Raw genomic sequence first — 6491 nt, forward strand, 5'->3', positions numbered from 1 at the left:
GACAAATAGTCTATATCCTGAATATTTCTGCTCCACACTTCTCTTAAATCGTTACCTGTAGATTATGGGTATTCAAAATAACTTTTGATAATTTTCATATGGTGTAAATCGTTTTCATTTGATGAAAATTAATTATAATGATTTTTATTATGTATATAATACATACAGAAAAGATGAACGGAGGTAAAGGAAATGGGTTTTCCAAAAGGATTTTTATGGGGTGGCGCAGTTGCTGCCAATCAGTGTGAAGGTGCTTATTTAGAAGATGGTAAAGGTTTATCAGTACCAGATATGTTACTTGGTGGAGATGTAAATACTCCAAGAACATTCTTACCAAAGACTGATAAGACTGCGTTCTATCCAAGCCATGAAGCAATTGATTTCTATCATCATTATGCTGAAGATATTGCTTTATTTGCAGAAATGGGATGGAATGTATTCAGATTATCAATCAACTGGGGTAGAATTTTCCCTAATGGTGATGATGAAACACCTAATGAAGAAGGTTTAGCTTTCTATGACAAGGTATTTGACGAATGTAAGAAACACAATATTGAACCTTTAGTTACTTTATGTCATTATGAAATTCCTTGGAACATTGTAACTAAATACAATGGTTTCTCTGATAGAAGAGTGATTGATATGTTTGTTAAGTATGCAACTACTTGTATGAAGCGTTATAAGGATAAGGTTAAATACTGGTTAACATTCAACGAAATCAATATCGCATGTATGGGTGAAGGTGGATTAGGTGACCTTTATGGTTTAGGTATCATGGATCCAGAAGATGTAAACTCTGATGAACGTATTCCACTAAACAAATTAAAATCTAACCCTCAGAAAACATTTGAAGCATTACATAATCAGTTTGTTGCAAGTGCATTAGTTGTAACAGAAGGTCATAAGATCAATCCTGATTTCATGATTGGTAACATGATTGCTCATACAACTTTATATCCATTAACACCAAATCCAAAAGATATTCTTGCAGCATTTAATGAAGATAACTTTAAGAATAACTTCTGTGGTGATGTACAGGTTCGTGGTGAATATCCAACATATATGTTCAGATATTTCAAGGATCATGGCATTGATACTTCATTTATTACTGAAGAAGATAAGAGGATCATTAAAGAAGGTGTTATTGACTTCTATACATTCTCTTACTATATGTCTAACTGTGTAACAGTTGATGAAAATGCTGAAAAGACAAATGGTAACCTTGCAACAGGTGCTAAGAACCCTTACTTAAAGGCTTCTGACTGGGGATGGCAGATTGACCCTGATGGATTAAGATATACATTAAATATCCTACATGACCGTTATCCTCATACACCATTAATGGTTGTAGAAAATGGTTTTGGAGCATTCGATAAGGTAGAAGAAGATGGTTCTGTACACGATACTTATAGAATTGATTACTTCAGAGATCATATTAAAGCAATGGATGAAGCTATCGAAGATGGTGTACCACTAATCGGTTATACAACTTGGGGACCAATCGACTTAGTATCTGCAGGTACTGGACAGTATGCGAAACGTTATGGTTTCATCTATGTAGATAGACATGATGATGGAACTGGGGACTTCTCTAGAAGCAAGAAAGATTCATTCTTCTGGTATAAGAAAGTCTGCGAATCTAATGGTGCTGATTTAGACTAATACAAAAAGACGTAACTCATATATACGAGTTACGCCTTTTTTCTTATTCATCAAAGATATTTACAATCTCACCATCAAGAATACGGTTCATATTCTTAACGGCACAGAAGTTACCACACATAGAACATGTATCTTCTTTTTCAGGTGCTGCTTCAGCACGATAACGTCTTGCTTTTTCTGGATCAATAGAATACTTGAATGTTTCTTCCCAGTCCAGCTTCTTTCTTGCACATGCCATTTTATTATCTAATTCCATGGCACCAGGAATACCCTTCGCTATATCTGCTGCATGTGCTGCAATCTTAGATGCAATAATACCTTCTTTAACATCATCTAGATTAGGCAGACGAAGATGTTCTGCAGGAGTCACATAACATAAGAATGATGCACCATAAGTGGCTGCAATAGCACCACCGATGGCAGCAGTAATATGATCATAACCAGGGGCAATATCAGTAACTAAAGGGCCTAATACGTAGAAAGGTGCACCTTTACAGATTGTCTTCTGTATTTCCATATTAGCGGCAATCTGATTTAAAGGCATATGACCAGGACCTTCAATCATCACCTGTACATCTTTATCCCATGCACGCTGTGTTAATTCTCCTAAAGTCACTAACTCACCAATCTGAGCCACATCAGTTGCATCAGCCAAACATCCAGCACGACATGCATCACCTAAGCTCATAGTAATATCATATTCACGGCAGATATCTAATACTTCATCATAATGTTCATAAAATGGATTTTCTTCTCCAGTCATAGCCATCCAGGCAAACATAATAGAACCACCACGAGAAACAATATTCATTAAACGCTTATTATTCTTAAAACGTTCATACATAGCTCTATTGATTCCACAATGAATAGTCATGAAATCCACACCATCTTCTGCATGCATTCTTACAATATCTAACCATTCTTTTGCGGTAATATCTTTTAAAGCTTTATGATAATAAACAACAGCATCATAAATAGGGACTGTACCAATAATGGCAGGACATTCTTTAGTTAATCTTTTTCTAAAAGTACGTGTATCACCATAAGAACTTAAGTCCATGATTGATTCAGCACCCATCTTGACTGCATTATTAACCTTTTCAATCTCTACATCCATGTCTTTACAATCTCTAGAAATACCTAGGTTCACATTGATCTTAGTCTTCAACATTGAACCAATACCACTTGGATCAATAGAAGTATGATTCTTATTACATGGAATAATAGCATGTCCTTTCGCAATATGTTCACGTAATACTTCTACATCCATAGATTCTTTTGCAGCTACAATTTCCATTTCAGGTGTAATAATACCCTGTCTTGCAGCATCCATTTGTGTTGTGTAACTCATACACTTCCTCCTTTAAACAATAAAAAAAGGTATACCTGAGCATGTATACCTAAAAAAACAAAATTCCTACACCGGCATTATCCGTATCAGGTTTTATGGGTCGAAATCCGATCGTATTTCTTCTCAGCCGTCGCGTCAGCTCCCCTTTTTTTATTTGGTTGATAGTGGTATATTACATCTTATATAAATAAAATGCAACGCTTTCATCGAAAAAAATGACACAAAATTATTGTGAATTTTTGGACAAATAATGTAACAATGAAACATTGTTTTCTTATGACCATCCTGTCAACAAAATATCACTTATTTATTGGATTAGTGAGCTAATAATGTAAAGATGAAACATTTTGATGAAAGAGTGATCTCTATTTCTGAAAATTATAGAAATCACTTTCATTTCTATTTATAATTATTAGAAAGAGAAAAGGAGATAAGACAATGTTTAGAGACGACTTTTTATGGGGTGGCGCAGTAGCTGCTCATCAGTGTGAAGGTGCCTGGCAGGAAGGCGGAAAAGGAATCAGCTGTACAGATGTAGAAACAGCGGGAGATAACGTAACAGGAGCACCTAGACGTTTAACAGATGGTGTTCTTCCTGGAGAAGATTATCCAAACCATGTAGGTGTAGACTTCTATCATCATTATAAGGAAGATATCGCATTACTTGCTGAAATGGGATTCAAGGCATTTAGAACTTCTATTGCCTGGACAAGAATCTTCCCAAGAGGAGATGAAGAAACACCTAATGAAGAAGGTTTAAAGTTCTATGATGATGTATTTGATGAATTATTAAAATATGGTATTGAACCAGTCATCACATTATCACATTTTGAATTACCTTGGGCACTCGCAAAAGAATATGGAGGATTTAGAAATCGTAAAGCCATTGATATGTTTGTGAAGTTCGCAAAGGTATGTTTTGAAAGATATCAGCATAAAGTAAAATACTGGATGACATTCAATGAAATCAATAACCAGGCTGATCCGACTCAGCATAACTTAATCCAGGAAGGTGCTGTATTATTAAAAGAAGGTGATGATGCTGAGTATTTAATGTATTTATCAGCACATCATGAACTAGTCGCTTCAGCACTTGCAGTTAAGGCAGCTCATGAAATCAATCCTGACTTAAAGGTTGGCTGTATGATTGGTATGAATGGTGTTTATCCAGCTTCTCCAAAACCAGAAGATATGATGAATGCCTTAGGTGCTATGCATCAGAAATATTGGTATACTGATGTACATGCAAGAGGACATTATCCAAACTATATCTTAAAGAAGTTTGAAAGAAAAGGATATGATTTCATTACTGAAGAGGATAAGAAAATCTTAAGTGAAGGTAAAGTAGATTACATTGGATTCTCTTATTACATGTCATTTGCAACTAAGTATCAGGGACGTAATGAAAAGACATTTGATTACTGTAGTGAAGACTTTGTAAGAAATGAATACTTAAAGGCTTCTGACTGGGGATGGCAGATTGACCCATTAGGATTACGCTGGTGCTTAAACTGGTTCTATGATCGTTATGAACTTCCAATGATGATTGTAGAAAACGGTTTTGGTGCTTATGATAAGAAAGAAGAAGATGGTACTGTAGATGACCAGTATCGTATTGATTACTTAAAGGCACATATTGAAGCAATGAGAGATGCAGTCACTTATGATGGTGTTGATCTTTTAGGTTATACTATGTGGTCTCCATTTGATATCGTATCTGCTTCTACTGGTGAATATGATAAACGTTATGGTTTCATCTATGTTAACTATAATAATAACCATGAAGGGGACTTTTCTAGAAGTAAGAAGAAATCATTTTACTGGTATAAACACGTTATTGAAACAAACGGTGAAGAATTATAATACTCAAGAGATAGCTGTGGCTATCTCTTTTTTAGCAGTCAAATTTGACAAGTGCTAAATAAAGACTATAATTATCAACAGGTGATAAAGATGCGTAACTATGTATTTGATTTTACTCATTCCTATAAAGGGGATTATCCACAGTTAACTTATTATGATTGTAGTGACATTGAAGGAACACGCTTATTCTGTGACGAGCAGGCAGAAAAACAATTAAAAGAGATGATAAGCAAGAATGGTATTTCTGGTATTCATTTTATTGATTCAGGTGATTATCATTACATCACTAAATTGATGACTGATTTTATCCATGAACCTTTTGATCTTGTTTTGATTGATCATCATACAGACATGCAATCTTCTATTGTAGGAGATATGCTTAGCTGTGGGAATTGGGCTAAAAAAGCTTTACAAAACCCTTTCCTTCATCGTTTATACTTAATAGGACCAAGTAAACATGATTTAAAATCAGCGGAACAGAATAAAGTATTAAGTTTCAGTATAGAAGAACTTGAACAAGGTGCTACTATTCCTCTTGAAACCAAGTATCCAGTCTATATCTCTATAGATAAGGATGTTCTAGATGAAAGATATGCCATGACGAACTGGAATCAAGGAGATATGTCACTGGGGATGTTAGAGGATGTATTAGCGCACTTCTTAAGAAACTGTGAAGTAATCGGTATTGATATATGTGGTGATGATCCTGATATCAATGATTATCCTACTTATATAAAAGCGGAGAGAATCAATAATCTTTCTGATGATGCACTTTATCAAACTGCTATGAAATTATTAAAAAGGAGACAAAAGAAATGAGAAAAGATTTTGGTGCACGTGCACTTACTTATCCACAGCCTGTCTATATGATTGGGAGCTTTGATAAGGATGATCATCCTGATTTAATGAACGCAGCATGGGGTGGCATTAGCGATACAATGGAAATTTCATTGAGTCTTTCTAGTGGACATAAAACAGTCCAGAATATCTTAAAAACACAGGCTTTTACTGTAAGTATTGCAGATGAGGATCATGTAGTAGCGTGTGATTATGTAGGCGTTGTATCAGGGCATAAGGAACCCAATAAACTAGAAAAAGCAGGTTTTACTTATACGCCATCTAGTAAAGTACATGCACCTATTATCAATGAATTACCTATATGTCTAGAATGTCGTCTCAAGGACTATGATTTAGATACAGAAATAATGAAGGGTGAAATTGTCAATGTATCTGTAGATGAACGTGTCTTAGATGAAACAGGAAGAGTCGATGTATCAAAAGTAAAACCTATTACTTTTGATCCCTTTAATAATCAATATGTAGGTTTAGGAAAGGTTGTTGGCCGTGCTTTTAAAGATGGTCTTAAACTAAAATAAGGACTCATATGAGTCCTTCAGATTGTTGACAAATTAGATGAAAATATCAATTGGGCTATCCCAAATTGGTATTTTCATTTTTTGTCTGCTTGAAATATTCATATATCACTCTAAATATAAAAAAACGCAAGCATATTGGGGTTATATTAGCCCCATTCTTCGCGTGTGCCGGGCATGGCACTAATTCAGTCGGAGATAGTCTGACCACAGGTATTTACCGCCAAGTGTAGTGAACCACA

At 35.1% G+C, this 6491-nt stretch carries 5 protein-coding genes and 1 riboswitch; of the genes, 4 read left to right on the plus strand and 1 reads right to left on the minus strand.

Annotation, left to right across the window (positions count from 1 at the left end; genetic code table 11):
* Positions 1–192 precede the first annotated feature (192 nt).
* Entirely contained in the window at positions 193–1662 is a 1470-nt protein-coding gene (locus EAI80_RS11350) for a glycoside hydrolase family 1 protein (protein ID WP_129982127.1), read from the plus strand.
* Between the two features lie 43 nt (positions 1663–1705).
* On the opposite strand, the gene thiC is transcribed toward EAI80_RS11350, so the two are convergent.
* Positions 1706–3013, minus strand: a complete 1308-nt coding sequence (gene thiC / locus EAI80_RS11355; protein ID WP_006504752.1) for a phosphomethylpyrimidine synthase ThiC — start codon at positions 3011–3013, stop codon at positions 1706–1708.
* A 46-nt stretch (positions 3014–3059) separates the two neighbouring features.
* Positions 3060–3169, minus strand: a riboswitch (TPP riboswitch).
* Positions 3170–3451: 282 nt separating this feature from the next.
* On the opposite strand from thiC, the gene EAI80_RS11360 reads away from it, so the two are divergent.
* The 3 genes from EAI80_RS11360 to EAI80_RS11370 all read left to right on the plus strand — a co-directional run bounded on the left by EAI80_RS11360 (position 3452) and on the right by EAI80_RS11370 (position 6252).
* Positions 3452–4876 carry a 6-phospho-beta-glucosidase gene (locus tag EAI80_RS11360; protein ID WP_129982128.1) on the plus strand — a complete coding sequence of 475 codons (1425 nt, stop codon included), beginning with the start codon at positions 3452–3454 and terminating at the stop codon, positions 4874–4876.
* A 90-nt stretch (positions 4877–4966) separates the two neighbouring features.
* Complete coding sequence (locus tag EAI80_RS11365; RefSeq protein ID WP_129982129.1) at positions 4967–5695, plus strand: arginase family protein; 729 nt, start codon at positions 4967–4969, stop codon at positions 5693–5695.
* Complete coding sequence (locus EAI80_RS11370) at positions 5692–6252, plus strand: flavin reductase family protein (protein ID WP_022424874.1); 561 nt, start codon at positions 5692–5694, stop codon at positions 6250–6252. The genes EAI80_RS11365 and EAI80_RS11370 overlap by 4 nt, the downstream gene beginning before the upstream one ends.
* Positions 6253–6491: the final 239 nt, after the last annotated feature.

The sequence above is a fragment of the Catenibacterium sp. co_0103 genome (assembly GCF_004168205.1).
Classification (GTDB): Bacteria; Bacillota_I; Bacilli_A; order Erysipelotrichales; family Coprobacillaceae; genus Catenibacterium; species Catenibacterium mitsuoka_A.